Here is a 17,912-nt window from a genome sequence, read left to right as displayed (position 1 = left end):
GTCACCGGATCCGGTCGTTCTCGCCGAGAGCCACCACACGCTTCGCCTCCTCGACCGCGAACTCGAAGCCGGCGTCCGGGTCGTCGAGCAGGCGTTGCGTGGCGATAGCGTGCTGCCGCACACCGGGGTCGGGATGGGTCCCGGCCGCGGCCAGGACCGGAGTGACCACCTCGCCGAGCGCGATGAGTGCCCGGCTGAGGCTCAACCGCGTCTCCCGACCGCCGCGCCCGAGCTGGGTCGCCAGCGCCTCGGCCAGCGCCGGCCGGTCACCCTCGGGTGCCAGCACCACCGCCGCCCGCCAGGCGCTGCGGGCCACCTCGTCGTCGGCGTCGGTCAGCAGCGCTCGGGTGATGGCCGGCCACGCCCGCCGGTCGCCGATCTTGGACAGGGTGTGCAGCGCCTGGCTACGGGCCTGTGCGGTTCCCGAGCGCAGCTCCGCGACGAGCCCGGGGACGGTCAGTGCGGCCGGGTGCCGGGTGAGGGCCCAGGTGAGCATCTCGCGTACGGAGAAGTCGGGCTCGACCTCGCAGCGCTCCACCAGCTTGTCGATCAACTGCGGGTCGGGGGTCGTGCCGGCCGCCAGCGCGGCCCGCAGCCGCACCGACGCGTCGACGTGCGCCAGCCCACGCAGCATCCGTGCGGTCTGCGTGGCCTCCTGTGACGTGTTCATCCGGATCACCTCCTCGACACAGTGAAGACCTTGTCACTCTGTCAAGGTCAAGCCGTGGGTGCCGGCAGATCGGCCGGGGCACCCACGGCTCGCCGAGGCGTCCGGTCAGCGCTTCGGTGCCTTGACCTTCTGTTTGTTGTGGTTGTTGCCCCGGCCGTCGGGCTTGTAGTTGCGCTCCACGTTGCCGGCCGCGTCGACGGAGAACCAGTGCACGGTCGTGCCGACGGGGATGGTCAGTGTCTCGCCGCCCTCCCGGATGCCGGCCGAGCCGTAGAGGGTGGCGGCGTAGGTGGGTCGGCTGCGGTCGAGGGTGTAGAACACGGCCGCCGGTTCGCTGGTGGAGAAGGTGACGTCGACCATGCCCGGGGTGGCGCTCGCCCGCACCGAAAGCGAGCTTTTCGGCCGCTTGCGGTCGGTGTCGAAGTCCCGGGCCACCCGCAGCATCTCGGTCAGGCCGTTGGCGAACTCCATCGTCTCGGCGTGCGCCTCCTGCCAGTCCGGCTGGAACGAGGTGCCGACCTCGAAGTTCCAGGCGTAGATGCCGTACTTGTACCAGAGCATGTCACCGGAGTTGCCGGCCGCCGAGTACAGCACGTCGGCGATCGGGCCGGTCCGGGCCGGGGTGACGGCCAGGTTGCGGTGCCGCTTGATGGCGGTCAGGATCCGCGACGACGCGCCCCAGAACAGCGACTCCTCGGCCAGCGTCGGCCGCGGCGCGGAGATCCGGCCGGGGACGGCGTACGAGCCGGGCGACCACATGAAGTAGTTGCCCGACGAGTGCAGGTTCATCGAGAACCTGATGTTCGGTCGGGCGGCCAGCCAGTCGACGTTGCGGTTCTCCGGCTCGGACAGTTCGCCCGGGCCGGCGTACGTGCCGCTGGTGCAACTTGTCGACGCGCCCGCGTACCCGTCGAACAGGCTGTACTCGGTGTAGTTGCGGTTGTTGTCCACGCCCCACGAGTTGCGGCCGAGGAAGTCCGCCGGCGCCTGCGGGGCGCAGTGGTTGGTCATGTTCTTGCGCTGGGAGTTGAAGTCGTAGAACGAGTAGTGTCCGCCGTCCGGGTTGATCGAGGGGGCGATCCAGATGTCGAGGTTGTCGACCAGTTCGCGGGTCTTGCGGTCGTGCGCGTAGTTGCGCAGCAGCCGTTCGGCGGTCTCGATGGTGACCAGCGGCGGCACCCACTCCCGGGCGTGTTCCTGGGCGTACGCGAGCACCCCGAGGCGGGAACCGTCGCGGTGCTTGCCGATGCGGATGGCGTACACCGGGTGCGGGTCGCGGGAGACCGACGCCGGCGCGGCGAGGCCGTCGGAGAGCGCGGTCCGCGCGACCGGCGCGACCACGCCGGTGCCCGGGCTGCCCCGATAGGTGTACGCGGTCAGCAGCGTCCCCGCCTGCGCGTTGAGCGCGGCGACGACCTGCTCGGCGGTGCTGGTGACGGTGCCGCTGCCGTCGGTGGCGAGGTCGACGCGGACCGTGGCGCCGGTGACGGTCACCGCCAGGGGCGCGTCGGCGACGCCGGGATCGGCGAGTTCGACGGAGATGTCGTTGCCGCCCTGGTGACCCCAGGCCAGCGAGTCGACCGCGACCCGACTGGCGTCGACGGTGCCGAGCACCGCCTGCGCCTTGCGCCGGTAGCCGTTGGTCCGGTGCGGCAGCTCGACGATCTCCGAGATCTTCGGGTACTGCGCGGCCAGGGCCTTGATCCGGTCGTACAGCTCGGTGGGGGTCAGGTAGCTGGCCACGAAGTCCTTCATGTAGCCCGGCCCCTCGGGGTCCTTCGGCGGGATCGGCAGCCACTCGTTGACCTTGGCCACCGCCACGTCACCGCTCGGGCTGGTGATCCGCACGTACGCCGGACGGCTGGTCACCTGCGCCGCACCCCGGTGGTAGAGGTAGACACCGGCGTCGACGAACCGGGAGATGGTCTGGGTGCCGCCGGAACCGATCTCGGTGCCCGGCCCGCTGTCCCGCTCGACGGTCAACGGGCTGGCGTCGGCCTGTCCCTGCGCCCACTTCGCCTCGACCGAGAGCACCTGCGTGTCGCCGGAGGTGTAGTAGTCCGCCCGGATGATCCTGACGTCGGCGACCGTGGACCGGGCCGAGAAGTCGGCGGCGGCCGCGTACTCCCGGTTCTCGGCCAGGTGGGCGGCGATGGTCGCCTCCCGCTCGGCCACCCGCTGCGCCGCGTCCTGTGGGGTGTGCAGCACCGCGCCGAAGGTGAAGCCGGCCCGGGTCAGCGTGGCGACCTCGTTGCCGGTCACCACGGCGTGCACGACGATGCCGTCCCCGGTGTGGGTGACATGGTGGTCGAGGTCGACGCCGGTGGCCACCAGGGCGTCCAGTTCGGCGGTGTCGGCCAGGATCACCTCGACTACGCTGGCCCGCTCGTCGGCGAGCCGGCCGAGGTCGGCGGGCGCGGTCACCGGCGCGGCGGTCTGTGGCGCGATCGCCGCGGCGGGGTTGACCAGCAGCAGGACGGCCGCGAAGGCGGCCAGTGCGGTGGCGGCGGGCAGCTGGGGTCGCCAGCGCGAGCCCGTACGGACCTTGGACATGAGGCGGTCGCCCCTCTTCTCGGCGCGCGGCGCGGAGGCAGCGGGTTCAGCGCGGATCCGCGCAGCCGCCCAGCCTGCGGACGGCCACGACGGCGCGCTCGGCGGTCGACGCTGCCCGCATCGCCGATTACGCAGCGTCGCGCATCCGGGTCGTAGGAGTGATCGAGATGCCGACATCCTTCGCCCGCAGATAGGGATCTGTCAATCGTCGGCGGCCCCGCCCCCGGTGACCGCGCCCACCTCCCCCGACGGTCCCGGAACTCGTGTTTGACCTGCGTGCAGACTGGAGATCAAGAGCGTGAGGCTCGACAACGAGGGGGATCACGCGTGTCCGAGAACGCCACCGACCGGCACCACCACACCGCCGACCGTCCGGCCGGGGTCACCGACCCGTTGCTGTGGCGGCTCGCCCTGGACGTCGCCGACGCGCACGCACCGGGCGAGGACGGTGGCTGCACCCACCTGCTGTGCGCCGGCCAGAACTGGCCGTGCGAGCCGTGGCAGCAGGCCCAGCGGGCACTGAACCTCGCCCAGGGCGGCACAGCCGACGAGACGTCGGCATCCGCCGCCCCGCAGGAAAGCACCTGGGCCGCCCCGGCTGCCCGGCCGGCCTGGTCGACGGAGCGGTCCCGCCACGAGTCCGCAGCCGCCTGAGCGACCGACCGCCCAGCACATCGTTGGGCATGTCGCCGAAGGCCAGCACCTCCGGCGGCCGACGGACAGGACCGGGTTGCTGTCAATGTAGCGTTGACGCATGGTTGACCCGCTCGATCAACTGGCCGGCGTCCCGGCCGCCCGGGACCGACTCGACGAGACCGAACTCGATCTCATCGACCGGGCCCGGCTCGCCGGTGCGACCTGGGCCCAGGTGGCCGAGGCCCTCGGCCTGGCCAGCCGGCAGGCCGCCGAGCAGCGCCGCCAGCGCCTGGCCGCCGCGCGTGCGGCCCGTCGAGCGGTGGCGGACCGGGGCTGGCCGGCCGAGGTCGCCGCGTTACGCGGCCTCCTCATCGAGCTGCGACGTTGGATCGACGCCGACCGTCGCTGGGATTCCCGCTTCGACCGGGCCGCGTTGACCCGCCGTACCACGATGCTCGCCCTGGAGGCCGAGCCCGGCGGACTGTACGACCTGGCCACCCGGATCCGCGCCGACCTACCGGCCAACCATCCCGAACTACCCGCCCCGGTACGCGCCGTCGCCCGCCACCTCGCCGAGGCACTGTCAACGCAGCGTTGACACCTGCCCAGAGTCTTGCCTCGAAGTAACTCAAGAATGGACGCTGTGAGCTCCCCTGACTCGTTCCGGAGGGCCCATGCAGCGCAACGCGATCCTGTTCGTGGCGGTGTCGCTGCTGTCCGGCCTCGGCGGCAGCGCGATGGCCCTGGTCACCGGCATCTGGATTCTCGACCTCACCGACTCCCCCGGCCTGGCCGCGCTCGCCGGCCTCTGCGCCTACGCGCCCACCCTCGCCGGCCCGTGGCTCGGCGCTGTCGTCGACCGGCTGCCCCGACGCCCGGTCGTCGTCGCGGCCAACCTGACCCTCACCGCCACCCTGCCCACCCTGCTGGCGGTGCGTGGTCCCGGCCAGGTGTGGCTGCTGTTCTGCGTGGCCACGGTCTACGGCATCGCGTACGTCCTGATCGACGCGGGCGAGAGCGCCCTGCTGCCGGCGGCCCTGTCGGGTGTCCACCTCGGACGGGTCAACGGGTGGCGCTCCAGCGCCCAGGAAGGCGTCAAGCTGGTCGCCCCGCTGGCCGGTGCCGGCCTGTACACCTGGCAGGGCGGCCACCTGGTCGCCCTGCTCGCCGCCGTGCTGCCGGCCCTCGCCGCAGCCGGCTACGCGGCGCTGCGCCTGACCCGCACGCCGCCGCCGGTCGCGACCCCGGACCGGGGAGTCCGAGTCGGGCTGACCGTCCTGTTCGGCGCGGTGTCGATCCGACAACCGGTGACGCTCGCCGCGGTCGCCATCGGCATGTCCGGGTTCACCACCGCCGCCGGCTACGCCGTCGTCACCGACACGCTCGGCCTGCCGGCGACGTTCCTGGGTGTACTACTCAGCGCCCAGGGCGCCGGCTCGGTCGCCGGTGGACTGGTGGTCGGCCGGATGATCACCTGGTTCGGCCCGACAGCGGTGGCCCTGGCCGGGGCCGGACTCTTCGCCGTCAGCTGCCTGGGCAGATGCCTGCCCTGGTGGCCAGCGGTCGTCGCCGCGTCGGTGGTGACCGGTCTGGGGTTGCCGTGGGCGCTCGTCGCGGCGATCACCGCCGTCCAGACCCACAGCCCCGACGCGCTGCTCGGCCGGGTCGCCGCCACCGCCAACACGGTCATGTTCGGGCCGATCGCGGCGACGACGCCGCTCGGCGCCGCCGCCGTGCTGCTCGGCCCCCGGCCACCGCTGGTCCTCGCCGCCGCCGGCTGCCTCACCGCTTGCGCGCTGACGTGGCGACGTCGGCGCGAGCGGACATCGTCGCGCCGCTCCCCCCATGTCGGCCGGGCGACGGCGCTGACGTCGGGAGCGGGAGTGCCGGACGCCGTCAACGAGAGAAGGGTTCCAGGCACCCGAACTCGGCAGCCGAGCCGCTGACCTCGACCATCACTCGGTCGGGCCGCACGGCCCCGCTGGGTGGGGGCGGGCATGCTCGCGTCCTGCATTCCCGGCTCCCGAGCCGCGCCTGTAGCGCTGTCCGACAGGCCGGCCACTCCGAATCAATGATCGAGTACATGGCAGAGTCTCGGACCAGCGGCACACGTCACAGGAAATGGCATGCTCTCTCCGTTCGCGGCTTGCCCGATGCTTCGTGCAGCGGGCCGGGTCATCACCCGGGGCACCCCACCCACGAGACGGAGGGTTGCCGGCCAGCAAGCCGGGGCTTCGCGCTGGCGCTCATGACCTGGAGGGACCATAACAAGTCCAAGCCCTGAATGATGACCGTGGACCTCGACGAAAGGATGCGGCGTGACCACGATCCTGGTGCCGTACCACCAAGATGAGCGGCTGCTCGACGATGAGATCCCGGTGGCGGCGGACATCAATGTTCGGTCGCAGGTGCGCGACGGGGACGTCTGGCGACACATGGCGGGGGTGTGCTCCGCTACTGCGGCGGCAGTGTCGCCGGTGGTGGCGGCCGGCCGCGTGCCGGTGGTGGTCTCCGGCGACTGCCTGGTCGCCGGCGGCACCGTCACCGGGGTGCAGGAAGCGGGAGTCGACCCGGCGGTTGTCTGGTTTGACGCCCACGGTGACGTGCACACCTTGCAGACGAGCACATCGGGCTACCTGGGGGGTCTCGCGTTGCGGCTGCTGAACGGCGCGCATCCGGAGCGGTACGCCGACGTGATCGGGCTGCGGCCGGTGCCGGCGGAGCGCACGGTGTTGGTCGACGCGCGCGACCTGGATCCCGCCGAAATCGAGTATCTGGCCGGCAGCGCGACCCGCCGGATTCCGGTCCCCGAGGTTTCCGCGGACACCGTGCCGTCCGGTCCGCTGGTCCTGCACGTCGACGTGGATGTCATCGACTCCGGCGCGGTGCCCGGTCTGCGTTACCCGGCGCCGGACGGCCCGTCGGCGGATGCCGTCTTGGCCGCCTGCGTACGGCTGTTCGCGACCGACCGGGTGGTGGCGTTCGATGTGGCATGCCCATGGTCGCGGACCGAGGACGAGGGCCAGCGGGACATCCGTACGGAGCTGCTGTCCCGGCTGACGGCTCTCGCCACCCACTGAGCCGCAGTCCCTCAACCGGGAACGTCGCGAAGCTCCTTGACCAGGAACAGACAGCGGTCGGCGACCTCGTGTCGGCTTCCTCGCTCGTCGATGTAGTGGTAGCGGTCGAGGTAGCGGCAGCCGGTGTCCTGGTATCCGAGTCGCAGGTAGAGCGCACCCGCCCGGGAGTTGTCCTCGCCGACGCCCATCCCGATCCGGTGGTGGCCGCGTCGCAACGCGAGTTCCTCGGCGGCCCGGATGATCGTCGTTCCGACGCCCTGAGACCGGTGGCCGGCAGCGGACACTGTAGTGACAGCGGCAAATCCGGTCTCTGCTCCACGGCTGCTTTGTCCAGACGCCCGCAGCGACATCGCCGATCGACCCCGATAATGGCCGGTGTGGATGAGGTCACGGTCGTCGTCGCCCACAGTGAGCGCGCGACCCTGCGGGTCGGTGATGTGTTCCTGAAGGTCGACAGTGACCAGGCGCGCATCGATGTCGAGGTCGAGGCGATGCGGCTGGCGCCCGTTCCGACCCCGGAGGTCCGGTGGCGCAAGCCGCCCGTCCTCGCGATCGCCGCATTGCCCGGCCGGGCACTCGGTCGTCTCGGCGAGCCCTCGCCCGCGTCACCGGCGGCGTGGGCCGCGGCGGGCGCGGTGATCCGGACGCTGCACGACACGCCACCACCGCCGTGGACCGGCAGGAAGCTCGTCGGCCTGGACGCGGAACTCGAACGCGAATGCGCCTGGCTCGTCGACAGCGGCGCCCTGCCGGCGGACCTGGTCGACCGCAACCGCGAGATCGCCGAGGCCGCGATTCGGCCGTGGACGCCGGTGTTCATGCACGGCGACCTGCAGATCACCCACATCTTCACCGACGGCGACGAGGTCACCGGCGTGATCGACTGGTCCGAGGCGGCACCCGGCGACGCGCTGTACGACCTGGCCATCCTGACCCTCGGGCACGAGGAACGACTCGACGATCTCCTGGCCGGCTACGGCACCGACGTCGACCGGGACGTGATTCGGGCCTGGTGGTCGCTGCGCAGCCTGCTGGCGTCCCGCTGGTTGATCGAACACGGCTTCGACCCGTCGGCACCAGGCTGCGAGTTCGACGTGCTCAGATCGCGGATGTGAGGCGACACCGGCCCGACGTCGGCGGGGATGCACGGCGACCGGGGCCCCGTCCCGCATGACCGGATCGGCGACCTGCACCGGACCCCGGGACCACGTTCGCCCGAGCGTGGTCTTGCCGGTGGCGGGTCGGGTCGGGCGACCTGCCGTCCCGGCTCACTGTGGCGCGGCCAGCGCCTCCTCGTCGTCCCGATCGGGGCAGCACACGGTCAGGGCCGCGGGCACGGCGCGTACCTTCAGTTTCCGGGCCGTGCTGCGGGCGCCGCCGTCCAGCTCGTACGTCTTCGGCTCGGCGAAACGGACCTTGACCTTGCGGCCCCGGGTGATCCGCACGAACTTGGAATCCTCGGAGCGGCCGGTGGCCATCTTGCCGAGGGTACGGGCCCAGTCGACGGCACCGCTGGCGGTGGAGACCCCGATCTCCAGCGAACCGCTGTCGGGGCGGGCGTCGTCGAAGGCGGGGATGCCGCCGGTGATGGTGCCGACGTTGCCGAACAGCACGCAACTGGCCTCACCGTCGAACCAGAGGGCACCGTCGACGGTGATCCGGGTCCGGGTCAGCTCGCCACGCACGTGACGCAGCCCGGTCCACACGTAGGCGAGCCGGCCGAGACGCCCCTTCATCTCCCGGTCGGCCTCCCGGATGAGGTCACCGTCGAAACCGGCACCGGCCATCACCGCGAAGTGCTCACCGTTGAGCTTGCCCAGGTCGAGCCGACGCCGCTGACCGTGCAGACCGATCCGGACCGCCTCGCGCAGATCCTCGGGAACGCCCAGGTTGGTGGCGAACAGATTGGCGGTACCGGCCGGCAGGATCGCCATCGGTACGCGGGACCCGGCGAGGGTGTCGGCGCACCGTTGGACCATGCCGTCGCCGCCCCAGACGAAGACCAGTTCGGCACCCTTGTCGAGCGCCTTGCGGACCTTCTTCGGCGCCTTACGGCTCTTGGGCACCTCGTACCAGAGCAGCTGCTCGACACCCGCGCCGACCAGGGCGGCGCGCAACTCGTCCAGGCCCCCACCGAGGTTCTTCTTCCGGTGGGCCACAACCGCGACGGTGCCCACCGCCACGGTGGGCGCAGGCCGGTCCGGATCCACCAGCACACTCGCACTCATGCCGGCCAGTGGTACCCGACGGCCCGCGATTTCACGCCTGGTCTAGCGTTGGCGGGGCGATGATCCACGCCGTCCGCGGGCGGCATCAGGACCGCGGACGTCAACGTCGTTACCCAGCCACACCGGTCGCGGTCAAATCCCTGCACTTGCCTGAACTGTTACGCAAGGTCCGTACGCAAACCGTCAAGGCTCCCCCGGGTGCCCATTCGGACGACGTGCGATAGCTTGCCACCGGTGGCGAGGCGAAGGTACGTGGCGAGGGGCGTGGATGGCGGCTATCGGATCTGGGACAACCGGGCTCGCCGGTGGTGGGGCGATCTTTATGAACTCTGCCCAGACGAGTTGCTCAACGAGCTGAACGGCGCCCGTGACTACGCCAGGATTACCGCGCTGCTCCGGAAGTACCGAGCACAGAAGCGGTAACGCAATACATCAGACCGCCGCGTTCGTTGCGGCATGAGCGGTATCGCAACCGCTTCGATTGTTGCTGGTCGCGGGCATTCCGCAGCGCTACGGTTCTGTGCCATGCCCGACGCCATCTTTGCCCATCCGCGCCTCGCGCCTGTCTACGACGCGTTCGATGGCGACCGCGCAGACCTCGACGCATATCTTCGCATCGCCGACGAGTTCGACGCCCGACACGTGCTCGATGTCGGATGCGGTACCGGGTCCCTGGCCATCCTGCTGGTGAGCAGCGGACGACAGGTGACCGGCGTCGATCCCGCCGCCGCCTCCCTCGACGTGGCGGTATCCAAACCCGGCGCCGCGGCGGTCACCTGGCTCCACGGGGATGCCACGACCCTCCCCCGGCTGTCAGCTGACATCGCGGTCATGACCGGCAACGTGGCTCAAGTCTTTCTCGACGACGATGACTGGAGCGCGACACTGCAGGGCATTCGTGGTGCGCTACGCGACGGCGGCCACCTCGTGTTCGAGACGAGACGCCCGCAGCGCCGCGCCTGGGAGGAATGGCTCCTCGACACTGACCCTGTCACCCGAAACCTTCCTGGCATCGGTGAGGTCGAACGGCGTATGGAAGTCACCAGGGTCGCGCTGCCATATGTCTCCTTCCGGTACACGTACACCTTCGCCTCCGACGGCTTCTCGGTGGAATCCGACTCCACCCTCAGGTTCCGCAGTCGAGCAGAGGTTGAGCAGACCCTGGTGACCAGTGGTTTCACCACCATCGACGTCCGCGAGGCCCCGGACCGCCCCGGGCGGGAGTACGTGTTCGTGGCGCAACGAACGCACTGACCGCACCAACGCTGAACCCTTCTCGGGCGTGTCCTCATGGGCAGCGGGTTCGCGAACACCACCACCCGGACCTGCCTCGCCCGACACGCATCGGCGACCTCGCGGGCCTTGCCCGCGCTCACGAAGGTCCGCCGCGAGAACGGAGCCACCATCTTGTCCACGCCGCCGTGTGAGACACCCCGGCGCTGAACATGCCGGCCCACGACCCGCGCACCGTACGCTTCCACCGCGGTGGCCAAGCGGTCCAGTTTGGTGTCGATCTCGGCGTCCTTCGCCGAGAACAGGCCCACGAGTAACACCTCGGCACCCGGCAGCACTCGCGCTGACTCCGTTCGGCGTTGCATCACGCAGCGATCATGCCAACGCCGACCGCCGAGCGCGCACTCATCAGCACGAGCGCGCGCAGCGTGCGCCTTACGATGCGGGACAGCCTCTGCTGGCTGCCGCGCAAACTCGGCGGCTAGAAGAGGATGCGTGGTTCCGTGCGACCTGTCAGCGGGCACGAAGGCGTCCCTAGTTCCGGCGTTGCGTCAGGTGCACGACCACCTCGTCGCCGTCGGTCTTGCCGATCGCCTTGCGCACGGCGCCGTTGACCGGCAACTTGTGCGTGCCGTCGCCGAGCGCCATGAAGGCGCCCTCGAACGGCACGCCGTCCATGGTGCCGGCGACCTTGACGAGGCCCCGGGTGCCGAAGATCTCGGCCGAGCCGGGCAGCTTGACGCAGGTCCAGGTGTCACCCTCGCTAATCTTGCCAAGGGTCGCGGTGAAGGTGATGTCGAGCGGTCCGGCAGCCATGGCGGGTCCTTTCGGGTAGGTCCGACGTCGGGGAAGCGGTTTAGGCGAAGGCGCCGACGATGGCGCCGATGGCGAGCAACTTGATCAGCCAGTCGGCGGCATGCAGGGCCGCGCCCCGAACCGGGACGTTCTCCCAGACGACCGAGCCCGTCAGCAGGACGACCGGCAGGGCCCAGAGTGCCAAGCCGAGCAGCACGCCAGCGGCCAGGCCCGACCAAGCCCCGGCGATCAGCAGGCCGGTAGTCAGCGTGGCCGTGACTGCGCTGCGGAGCACCTCGGCGATGATCTGCCACGCCTGAGGGCGCGTGGGTGGGCTCTTTGCTGTGGCCGGCGCCGCAGGTGCGACCGAGTAGAACGCGAAGCTGCTGATGAAGGCGACCGCCGTCGCGACCAGGATTCCTCCGACGACCATGGCCTTGACCTCCTTTTAGTACCCTGCGGTACCTATTGTGGCCATCATAGGAGGAGAATTAAAGTAATCTCAAGTACTGAATTGGAGGCCGGTCATCACCGAGTCAACCGCACGCCGGCGTGGACGTCCCAGCGGCAGCCGCGGCGCCGAGCTTTTGGGCGTCGCCCGCGAGTTGTTCCTGGAGCATGGGTTCGCGGCTACGACCATGGATGCCGTCGCCGCCGCGGCCCGCATTTCCAAGGCGTCGCTCTATGCACAGCACCCTTCGAAGGACGCCCTCTACGCCGCGGTGGTCGTCGACTGGGCGGACCAAGGACGGGACGCGATGCGGCCGCATCTCGACGCACTGCTCGCCTCGGAGAACCTACCGGCCGCGCTCGGCCGCTTCGGGCGCACGCTGCAGGCGGCGGTGCTCAGCCCGGGTGTGCTGCGCATGCGGCGGCTGGTCGCGGCCGAGGCGGGCCGGCACCCCGAGGTGGCCGCCCGCTACGTCGCCGAGAGCTGGGACCGCAACATCGCCGCTCTCGCCGCCGCCTTCGCCGAGCTGGACAGCCGTGGCAGCCTCCGGGTGGACGACCCGGCCGTCGCGGCGCAGCAGTTCACCTGGCTGTTGCTCGGCGCGGCCCTGAACGACCACACCCTGCGCGGCGACGCCACACCATCGGAAGACCTGACCGCCACGGCCGACGCCGCGACCGCCACCTTCCTCGCCCGCTACGGCCGAGCCGAAGTCACGCCGCGACCGTGAGCCGCACCGCGCCGAAGGCAGGATTGCTCAGGCGCCCCCTTGGATCACAAGCGCTACGGCGGGGGTAGATCAGGATGTCTGATCTTGGCGATTCGGCTGACGTGTGCACTTACCTCAGGTTGCGCCGAGGAGGTCCCACCGGTTGCCGGCGATGTCGAGGAAGACCGCGACCCGGCCGTAGGGCTCGGTCCGTGGTTCCCGGACGAAGGTGACACCGGCCTCGGTCATCCGTCGGTAAGCGGCGTCGAAGTCGTCGACGCGCAGGAAGAACCCGACCCGGCCGGCTACCTGGTTGCCGACAGCGGCACGCTGGTGTTCTCCGTCGGCACGGGCGAGCAGAAGCCCGGTCTGGGCACCCGGGGGCCGCACGACGACCCACCGCTTGGGCCGCCCGTCATTGGTCAGCGATGGGTAATCCTCGACGAGGTCGAAGCCGAGTACGTCGGTGAAGAACGCGATCGCCGGGTCGTACTCCTCGACAATCAGGGCAACCACGTCGATCTGCACCACGGCAGCGTACGCGGGGTCGACTCCTGCTGCCGCTCGCGCGCACCACCACGGCAAGAGTGGGTGTCGTTTGTGAGCAACCCATCGGTCTGTGGGCTGCTGAGGTCGCGCTTGAGCTTGTGTTACGGCCGGTTTGGTCCGTGCTTGAACAGCCGATCGATGTGATCGGTGAGAATACGCAGTGCGGCTGCGCCGTCGCGTTGCCCGCCGAGCACGCTTGAGCCGAGGCCGTTGGTGAGGGCGAGGAGTCCGGCGGCGATTGTCGCCGGGTTCAGCGTGGTGTCGATCTGGTCGGCCTGCTGCGCGGTGGTCAATTGCCCGGCGAGCAGTCGTTCGATCTTGTCCGGGTAGGTGGCGCCGTGCCGGGTAGCGAGGTCAGGGTCGGTGAAGACCAAGGTGTAGTAGCCGGTGTAGGCCCTCGTCAGGTCGAGGCTCTCGGCGTCGGTGGGCAGAATCGCGGTGAGTGTGCCGTAGACGACGTTGCGGGGGGTCACCGGTCCCAGGGCGCGGATGTGGCTCTCCACCCTGGTGGCCAACCGTTCGCCGAGATAGCCCAAAGCGGTGAGTAGCAGCTCTTCTTTGGTGTGGAAGTAGTACTGCACCAGGCGGAGAGAGACGCCGGCTTCGGCGGCCACTTCACGCATGCTGGCGGACTGCAGGCCGCGGGCGCTGGCGATGCGCAACAGCGCCTCCCCGATCTGCCGGCGGCGTATCTCGTGGTCCACACGTTTGGGCACGGCTTGTATCAAGAAATTCGAGCGAGGTGGTGACAGCATGCCAGCTGCCGGAATCAGCACCTTCACCAGCGACAAGGCTCAGGCGCGGTTCGCGCGGGCGTACGAGGGCATGCGTCGGCAGCGGTGGCCAGCGGAGGCGACCGTGATCGACGTGGCGACCAGTTTCGGCTCTACCAGGGCGTACCGGATCGGCAGTGCAGGCGTCCCGCTCGTGCTGCTGTCGGGAGCCGGCGGCAACGCGTTGTCCTGGCATCGCTACATACGCCCGTTCGCCGCGACACGGCAAGTGATCGTTCTCGATCCGGTCGGTGAACCCGGATGTTCAGTGCAGGCGAGACCACTACACGACGGGCGCGACTGGGCCAACTGGCTGCATGAGACCCTCACCGCCCTGGACGTTGAGCGCGTCCACCTGGTCGGCATGTCCCACGGCGGCTGGTTCGCCTTGCAGTACAACCTGCACCTGCCCGGCCACACCGATACGATCACCCTCCTCGACCCCGCCGGCTTCGGCCGACTCAACGGCCGTTTCCTCGCCTGGATCATGCTGGGCGGACTCGCCGCGTTCAGCCCCACGCCGATTCGCCGTCTCGCGGCACGGGCGCTACACAACGCCTCCTTGCTCGACGACGACCTCGTCCGCCTACTACGGGCCAGCACTGGCTTCCGCCGCCGCCACATCGCTCCGCCCGAAATCACCGACGAGGAGCTACGCCGGGTAACTGCTCCGACCCTGGCGCTGCTCGGCGAAAGAAGCCAGATGTACGCCGCCCAAGCCGTGGCCGCCCAGATCCGGGCCCAGATCCCCAACGCACACGCCGAAACCGTCCCAGAAGCCGGCCACGACCTTCCTGTCCGCTGCCCCGAACTGGTCAGCAACCGGACCATCCAGTTCACCGCCGCAACCGAGAAGCAAGCATGAACATCCGCTCATCGGCTAGATCCGGATGCCAGCGCCGCTGACCTCCGCTATCCAATGGACGGCCGATCGGCGGCAGATCCCGACGCCTGATCTTGGCGAGTCGTGTGGCCGACAGGGAGGCGGCCTCCGATGGCTCGGCGCGGCGATGTTGCGTTCTCGGGTCATCAGCCGATCGGATGGCCGGCGGCGATGATCGGCTGTTTCGATGGGCGGTGGACACCCTACGACGTCTAGGAAGGAGGCATGACCAACGAGCGGACCGTTCCCCTGCTGCCGTGCGCGTCCATTGTTGACATCGAAGCCTTCTACGGAGTTGTCGGTTTCCGCACCACGTACAAGCAGCGCAGGCCCAACGCGTGTGTGGGGGTGCAGCGGGAAGACCTGCAGCTGCAGTTCTTCGAGATCGCCGGGTTCGACCCGGAGCAGTCCTATGGCTCCTGTCTGGTTCTCACCGCCGACATCGAGGGACTGCACGGGGCGTTCGCCGCTGGCATGCGCGCCGCGTACGGCAAGGTCCTGGTGTCCGGAACGCCGCGGATGACCCGGCCTCGGGCGCGGAAGAACGCCGACGGGTTGGGCGGGTTCAGCGTCATCGACCCGGGCGGCAACTGGATCCGCGTCTTCCGGGACGCCGCCATCGCGCCGATGCCGGCCACCACGCCGATGCCGGCCGGGCGGCTGGCCAAGGCCCTGGCGAATGCTGTCGTGCAGGCCGATTCCAGAGGAAGCGTCGGACAGGCCGTTCGGATCCTCGACAGCGCGTTGGCCCGACCGCAAGCCGACGACGACCCGGTCGAGCAGGTGGAGGTCTTGGTCTACCGCGCCGAACTCGCGATGGTGCTGCACGATCCGGCGGCTGCGGCCGAGATGCTGACTCGCGCCAAGTCCGTCACGCTCACGGAGGACGAATCCGAAAGAGCGGCATCCGCGTTCGACAACGCCGCCGAACTCGCCGCAGCACTGCGGTGACTCACCAGGCGAATGTCTCCCTCGTCTCGGCCATGTCAGGACGAGGTGGTGATCCGGTGCGACGGGTGGCGGCGGCTGCCGGCCGAGTAGCGGGATGCCTACCCGGTGGACGCCGCACGGCGTACCTGCTCGCGGCCGGCCGGATGCTGGTCGCCGCCGACGCGGTGGCACCGGCCGAGGTCCGTTGGCGGGCGTCGGCGCGTACGCTGCTGGCGGAGATCGCCCGAGGCCGACCCGCACCGGCCGGCATGGCGCGGCTGACCGCCCTCGCCGGCCTCACCCGCTGAGCCGCCGCCCCGACCGATGCCGAGACCCGATGCCGCCCCGCGTCTCGACGGCATGTTGAGGACCTTGCCGACTGCGCGCCGAGCCGGCCCGCTGTCGGGATCGAGTGGGCTCCGACGTCACCCGATCCCGACAGCGGGCGCGACTACAGGGTGCGGGCGAGGCGGTCGGCGAGGATCCGGGCGAAGCGCGCCGGGTCGGCCAGGTCGCCGCCCTCGGCGAGCAGCGCGGTGCCGTAGAGCAGCTCGGCGGTCTCCGCCAGGGAGTCGCCGGTGGCGCCCTGCTCGTGTGCCTTGCGCAGGCCGGTGACGAGTGGGTGGGTCGGGTTGATCTCCAGGATCCGCTTGACCTTCGGCACCTCCTGCCCCATCGCCCGGTACATCTTCTCCAGGGTGGGCGTGAGGTCGTGCGCGTCGCCGACCACGCAGGCCGGCGAGGTGGTCAGCCGCGACGACAGGCGGACCTCCTTGACGCTGTCCGCCAGCACGGTGCCCAGCCAGCTGAGCAGGTCGGCGTACTCGGTGCGCTGCCGCTCCCGTTCCGCCTCGGCCTCGGTACGCTCCTGCTCGGTGTCCAGGTCGACCTGCCCCTTGGCGACCGAACGCAGCGTCTTGCCCGCGTAGCTGCCGACCCGCTCGACCCAGACCTCGTCGACCGGGTCGGTGAGCAGCAGCACCTCGTAGCCCTTGGCGCGGAACGCCTCCATGTGCGGGGAGTTCTCGATGGTGGTCCGGCTCTCGCCGGTGGCGTAGTAGATGTCCTGCTGGCCCTCGCGCATCCGCTCGACGTAGCCGGCCAGGTCCGTCTGCTCGGCCGGGTCGTTGGTGGAGGCCACCGAGAGGATCTCCAGCAGGGTGTCCTGGTTGTCGGTGTCCTCCAGCAGGCCTTCCTTGACCACCGGACCGAACTCGGTCCAGAAGGTGCGGTAGCGCTCCGGCTGGTCGGTCTTGAGGTCCTTGACCGTGGCGAGGATCTTCTTGACCAGGCGACGGCGGACGGCGCGGATCTGCCGGTCCTGCTGGAGGATCTCCCGGGAGATGTTCAGCGACAGGTCGTGGGCGTCCACCACACCCTTGACGAACCGCAGGTAGTTGGGCATCAGCGCGTCGCAGTCGTCCATGATGAACACGCGCTTGACGTAGAGCTGCACCCCCCGGCGGCCCTGAGGGGAGAACAGGTCCAGCGGCGCGTGGGTGGGGATGAACAGCAGCGCCTCGTACTCGAAGGTCCCCTCCCCCCGCATGTGGATGGTCTCCAGCGGGTCCGCCCAGTCGTGGCTGACGTGCTTGTAGAACTCGTGGTACTCGGCGGGCTCGACCTCGCCGCGCGGGCGGGCCCACAACGCCTTCATCGAGTTGAGGGTCACCGTCTCGGTGGTGGCGGGGGCGTCGTCGGAGCCGGGCCGCTCGACGGTCATCCGGATCGGATGGGCGATGAAGTCGGAGTAGCGCTTGACGATCTCCCGGATCGTCCACTCGGCCGTGTAGTCGTGCAGGTTGTCCTCGGCGTCGGCGGGTTTGAGGTGCAGGGTCACCGCCGTGCCCTGCGGGGCGTCGTCCAGCTCGGTGATGGTGTAGGTGCCCTCGCCGGTGGACTCCCAGCGGGTACCGCCGCTCTCGCCGGCCCGCCGGGTGACCAGCTCGACCCGCTCGGCCACCATGAACGCGGCGTAGAAGCCGACGCCGAACTGACCGATCAGCTCCTGCGAGGCGCCCGCATCCTTGGCCTCCCGCAGCTGCCGCAGCAGCTCCGCGGTGCCGGACTTGGCGATGGTGCCGATGACGGAGACCACCTCGTCGCGGCTCATGCCGATGCCGTTGTCCCGCACGGTGAGGGTGCGGGCGTCCCGGTCGACCTCGATGGTGATGTGCAGGTCGCCGGTGTCGACGGCGAGGTCCTTGTCGACCATCGACGCCAGGCGCAGCTTGTCCAGCGCGTCTGAGGCGTTCGAGATCAACTCGCGGAGGAAGACGTCCTTGTTCGAGTAGATCGAGTGGACCATCAGCCGGAGCAGCTGACGCGCTTCGGCCTGGAACTCCAACGTCTCGGCCCGGTCGTTCACACCAAGTCCTTTCCGGTCGTCGGCACGACGGTTCGCGGAAAGGATACGAGTCGT

General features: G+C 70.0%; 20 protein-coding genes and 1 riboswitch. Of the genes, 11 read left to right on the top strand and 9 right to left on the bottom strand.

Going from position 1 to position 17,912, the window contains the following annotated elements; genetic code table 11:
• Nucleotide 1: 1 nt before the first annotated feature.
• A complete protein-coding gene (locus O7597_RS27460) occupies nucleotides 2-670 on the bottom strand; it encodes a HEAT repeat domain-containing protein (RefSeq protein ID WP_281581139.1) in 669 nt (222 codons plus the stop codon).
• Nucleotides 671-775: 105 nt separating this feature from the next.
• Nucleotides 776-3,223, bottom strand: a complete 2,448-nt coding sequence (locus O7597_RS27455; protein ID WP_281581138.1) for a M14 family metallopeptidase — start codon at nucleotides 3,221-3,223, stop codon at nucleotides 776-778.
• A gap of 327 nt (nucleotides 3,224-3,550) precedes the next feature.
• Between O7597_RS27455 and O7597_RS27450 the strand changes: the two genes are divergently transcribed.
• From O7597_RS27450 to O7597_RS27435, 4 genes are all read left to right on the top strand, one after another.
• Entirely contained in the window at nucleotides 3,551-3,877 is a 327-nt protein-coding gene (locus O7597_RS27450) for a hypothetical protein (protein WP_281581137.1), read from the top strand.
• 100 nt (nucleotides 3,878-3,977) lie between these two features.
• Nucleotides 3,978-4,457 carry a hypothetical protein gene (locus O7597_RS27445; RefSeq protein WP_281581136.1) on the top strand — a complete coding sequence of 160 codons (480 nt, stop codon included), beginning with the start codon at nucleotides 3,978-3,980 and terminating at the stop codon, nucleotides 4,455-4,457.
• 76 nt (nucleotides 4,458-4,533) lie between these two features.
• A complete protein-coding gene (locus O7597_RS27440; protein ID WP_281581135.1) occupies nucleotides 4,534-5,805 on the top strand; it encodes an MFS transporter in 1,272 nt (423 codons plus the stop codon).
• A 191-nt stretch (nucleotides 5,806-5,996) separates the two neighbouring features.
• A riboswitch (SAM riboswitch) is annotated at nucleotides 5,997-6,113 on the bottom strand.
• Between the two features lie 64 nt (nucleotides 6,114-6,177).
• Entirely contained in the window at nucleotides 6,178-6,939 is a 762-nt protein-coding gene (locus tag O7597_RS27435; RefSeq protein WP_281581134.1) for an arginase family protein, read from the top strand.
• A gap of 11 nt (nucleotides 6,940-6,950) precedes the next feature.
• On the opposite strand, the gene O7597_RS27430 is transcribed toward O7597_RS27435, so the two are convergent.
• Nucleotides 6,951-7,223, bottom strand: coding sequence for a GNAT family N-acetyltransferase (locus O7597_RS27430; protein WP_348650773.1), 273 nt, complete (start codon nucleotides 7,221-7,223; stop codon nucleotides 6,951-6,953).
• A gap of 84 nt (nucleotides 7,224-7,307) precedes the next feature.
• Between O7597_RS27430 and O7597_RS27425 the strand changes: the two genes are divergently transcribed.
• The gene (locus O7597_RS27425) at nucleotides 7,308-8,054 is read left to right on the top strand and encodes an aminoglycoside phosphotransferase family protein (RefSeq protein WP_281581132.1); all 747 of its coding nucleotides are present in this window, start codon (nucleotides 7,308-7,310) and stop codon (nucleotides 8,052-8,054) included.
• A gap of 153 nt (nucleotides 8,055-8,207) precedes the next feature.
• On the opposite strand, the gene O7597_RS27420 is transcribed toward O7597_RS27425, so the two are convergent.
• Complete coding sequence (locus O7597_RS27420; protein WP_281581131.1) at nucleotides 8,208-9,167, bottom strand: diacylglycerol kinase family protein; 960 nt, start codon at nucleotides 9,165-9,167, stop codon at nucleotides 8,208-8,210.
• 234 nt (nucleotides 9,168-9,401) lie between these two features.
• Between O7597_RS27420 and O7597_RS27415 the strand changes: the two genes are divergently transcribed.
• The gene (locus tag O7597_RS27415) at nucleotides 9,402-9,590 is read left to right on the top strand and encodes a hypothetical protein (protein WP_269741567.1); all 189 of its coding nucleotides are present in this window, start codon (nucleotides 9,402-9,404) and stop codon (nucleotides 9,588-9,590) included.
• Nucleotides 9,591-9,692: 102 nt separating this feature from the next.
• Nucleotides 9,693-10,421, top strand: coding sequence for a class I SAM-dependent methyltransferase (locus O7597_RS27410; protein WP_269741566.1), 729 nt, complete (start codon nucleotides 9,693-9,695; stop codon nucleotides 10,419-10,421).
• Nucleotides 10,422-10,934: 513 nt separating this feature from the next.
• On the opposite strand, the gene O7597_RS27405 is transcribed toward O7597_RS27410, so the two are convergent.
• Both O7597_RS27405 and O7597_RS27400 read right to left on the bottom strand, forming a co-directional pair.
• On the bottom strand, nucleotides 10,935-11,216 hold the full coding sequence (locus O7597_RS27405) for a DUF1905 domain-containing protein (protein WP_269741565.1): 282 nt from the start codon (nucleotides 11,214-11,216) through the stop codon (nucleotides 10,935-10,937).
• Nucleotides 11,217-11,256: 40 nt separating this feature from the next.
• Nucleotides 11,257-11,628, bottom strand: a complete 372-nt coding sequence (locus O7597_RS27400; RefSeq protein ID WP_281581130.1) for a DUF1761 domain-containing protein — start codon at nucleotides 11,626-11,628, stop codon at nucleotides 11,257-11,259.
• Between the two features lie 154 nt (nucleotides 11,629-11,782).
• On the opposite strand from O7597_RS27400, the gene O7597_RS27395 reads away from it, so the two are divergent.
• A complete protein-coding gene (locus O7597_RS27395; RefSeq protein WP_269741563.1) occupies nucleotides 11,783-12,376 on the top strand; it encodes a TetR/AcrR family transcriptional regulator in 594 nt (197 codons plus the stop codon).
• Between the two features lie 114 nt (nucleotides 12,377-12,490).
• Here the strand turns inward: O7597_RS27395 and O7597_RS27390 are convergent, their stop codons facing one another.
• Nucleotides 12,491-12,886 (bottom strand): VOC family protein, encoded by a 396-nt coding sequence (locus tag O7597_RS27390; RefSeq protein WP_269741562.1) that lies wholly within the window; start codon nucleotides 12,884-12,886, stop codon nucleotides 12,491-12,493.
• Between the two features lie 119 nt (nucleotides 12,887-13,005).
• On the bottom strand, nucleotides 13,006-13,686 hold the full coding sequence (locus O7597_RS27385; RefSeq protein ID WP_269741561.1) for a TetR/AcrR family transcriptional regulator: 681 nt from the start codon (nucleotides 13,684-13,686) through the stop codon (nucleotides 13,006-13,008).
• A 76-nt stretch (nucleotides 13,687-13,762) separates the two neighbouring features.
• Here O7597_RS27385 and O7597_RS27380 point away from each other — a divergent pair, with 76 nt between their 5' ends.
• The 3 genes from O7597_RS27380 (at nucleotide 13,763) to O7597_RS27370 (ending at nucleotide 15,798) form a co-directional block, all read left to right on the top strand.
• Nucleotides 13,763-14,542 (top strand): alpha/beta hydrolase, encoded by a 780-nt coding sequence (locus tag O7597_RS27380; RefSeq protein WP_281581129.1) that lies wholly within the window; start codon nucleotides 13,763-13,765, stop codon nucleotides 14,540-14,542.
• 243 nt (nucleotides 14,543-14,785) lie between these two features.
• Complete coding sequence (locus O7597_RS27375; protein ID WP_281581128.1) at nucleotides 14,786-15,511, top strand: VOC family protein; 726 nt, start codon at nucleotides 14,786-14,788, stop codon at nucleotides 15,509-15,511.
• A 56-nt stretch (nucleotides 15,512-15,567) separates the two neighbouring features.
• Entirely contained in the window at nucleotides 15,568-15,798 is a 231-nt protein-coding gene (locus tag O7597_RS27370) for a hypothetical protein (RefSeq protein WP_269741558.1), read from the top strand.
• Nucleotides 15,799-15,941: 143 nt separating this feature from the next.
• Here O7597_RS27370 and htpG read toward each other — a convergent pair whose 3' ends face one another.
• Nucleotides 15,942-17,858, bottom strand: a complete 1,917-nt coding sequence (gene htpG, locus O7597_RS27365) for a molecular chaperone HtpG (protein WP_281581127.1) — start codon at nucleotides 17,856-17,858, stop codon at nucleotides 15,942-15,944.
• Nucleotides 17,859-17,912 lie beyond the last annotated feature (54 nt).

It is taken from the genome of Verrucosispora sp. WMMC514 (assembly GCF_027497295.1).
GTDB classification, from domain to species: domain Bacteria; phylum Actinomycetota; class Actinomycetes; order Mycobacteriales; family Micromonosporaceae; genus Micromonospora; species Micromonospora palythoicola.
Note: the sequence above shows the minus strand (reverse complement) of the source record. Positions and strands in the feature narration are given on the sequence as shown.